The sequence below is a fragment of the Psychroserpens damuponensis genome, from assembly GCF_000826655.1.
Taxonomy (GTDB): Bacteria; Bacteroidota; Bacteroidia; order Flavobacteriales; family Flavobacteriaceae; genus Psychroserpens; species Psychroserpens damuponensis.
Map to the genome: position 1 here is coordinate 1 of NZ_JXJO01000047.1, position 1,148 is coordinate 1,148.

The 1,148-nt window shown below is 31.1% G+C and carries 1 protein-coding gene; it reads right to left on the reverse strand.

Annotated elements, in window-relative coordinates; all coding sequences use genetic code 11:
* Nucleotides 1-210 precede the first annotated feature (210 nt).
* The gene (locus TD29_RS17155; RefSeq protein WP_161792633.1) at nt 211-1,011 is read right to left on the reverse strand and encodes a DUF1963 domain-containing protein; all 801 of its coding nucleotides are present in this window, start codon (nt 1,009-1,011) and stop codon (nt 211-213) included.
* Nucleotides 1,012-1,148 lie beyond the last annotated feature (137 nt).

A 1,148-nucleotide genomic window follows, 5' to 3' on the forward strand; every position in this document is an offset into this window, starting at 1 on the left:
TTAGAGCCAACGGTTTTGTATATGGCTCGTAGCGTGTAAATTATAAAATTATTTTCGGATTAAGCACAAGCCAGATTTTTAAATTTTACTATTTATCTTTTTTTGTTGGAAATCGTCAAATTTAAAAATTTGGCGACTTTCTAAATATGCCTTAACTTCGATTAAGCAACTAATTAGCTATGAGCTATATACGTTGTTGTGCGCAGTATTTTATGTCATTTGAAACGACATTTTAATAACGTTAAAATTCTTATTTTTTAAATCCGATTTTGATATTCCGAAATAATAAGTTCCGCTTCCTCCAAATTTTGATAAATCAGTATTTGAATCGTAACAGTCTAACTGAAGTAACAATTCATATGTTTTTGATAATTCTAAAATATCATTCCATCGTTTTTGGTGTTCAGAACTTTCCGCTCCATAAAGTCCCAATTCTTTAGAAGCGAATTCATAAACTACACTTGATTGAATTGACCTGTCGTGACCGAGAATTTGATGCATATTATCCGAATCTTGATAAAGTTCCTCCACAATAAATTCTTCAGTCGGTTGATAAAAAAAGAAATACAAGTCATTATTGTACTTTTTTTCTAATTCGAACAGTTTATAATTTTCGTCGTCTGGAATTGTATAGAATTCAAAAAATTCAACCAAGGCTGTTTTAAATGTCTGGTTTTCCTCGAGGTCATCTGGAAATTCAGTTCGGACGATATTTTCAGTTTCGCTGAATATTAATTTATATGGTTGGTTCACACCATTAAATTCTCTCCATTCTTGGTCAAGACTCAAAAAAACATAGAAAAAGCCTTTTTTAGGTAACTTGTCTTCTTTATCAAATTTTGTTAATTCGGCCAAATTATATTGAGCACAAAATAGCATTGGTTTTCCATCTGCTTTAGGCCACTCAAAGTCTTTTGGTAAATCAGGTTTTCCTCCAAGTTTTGATTTTCCAACTTTAACGTATTTATCATCGCTCGTTTTAGTCCGAATTCCAACAGTAGGTCTAATCATTTTGATTAGTTCCTCTTTATCGGATTTTTCAATTTGGACTTCCTCTGAATTCCGAATGAATGACTTTATTTTCTCTAAATTATTCTTTTTAAAACTAAACATTTATTTCAGCGTGATGTTTTTGGGATATTGCGTAC

Excerpts from the sequence above, each read along its gene's own strand:
- TD29_RS17155 (WP_161792633.1), bottom strand. The coding sequence starts at position 1,011 with ATGATTAGACCTACTGTTGGAATTCGGACTAAAACGAGCGATGATAAA.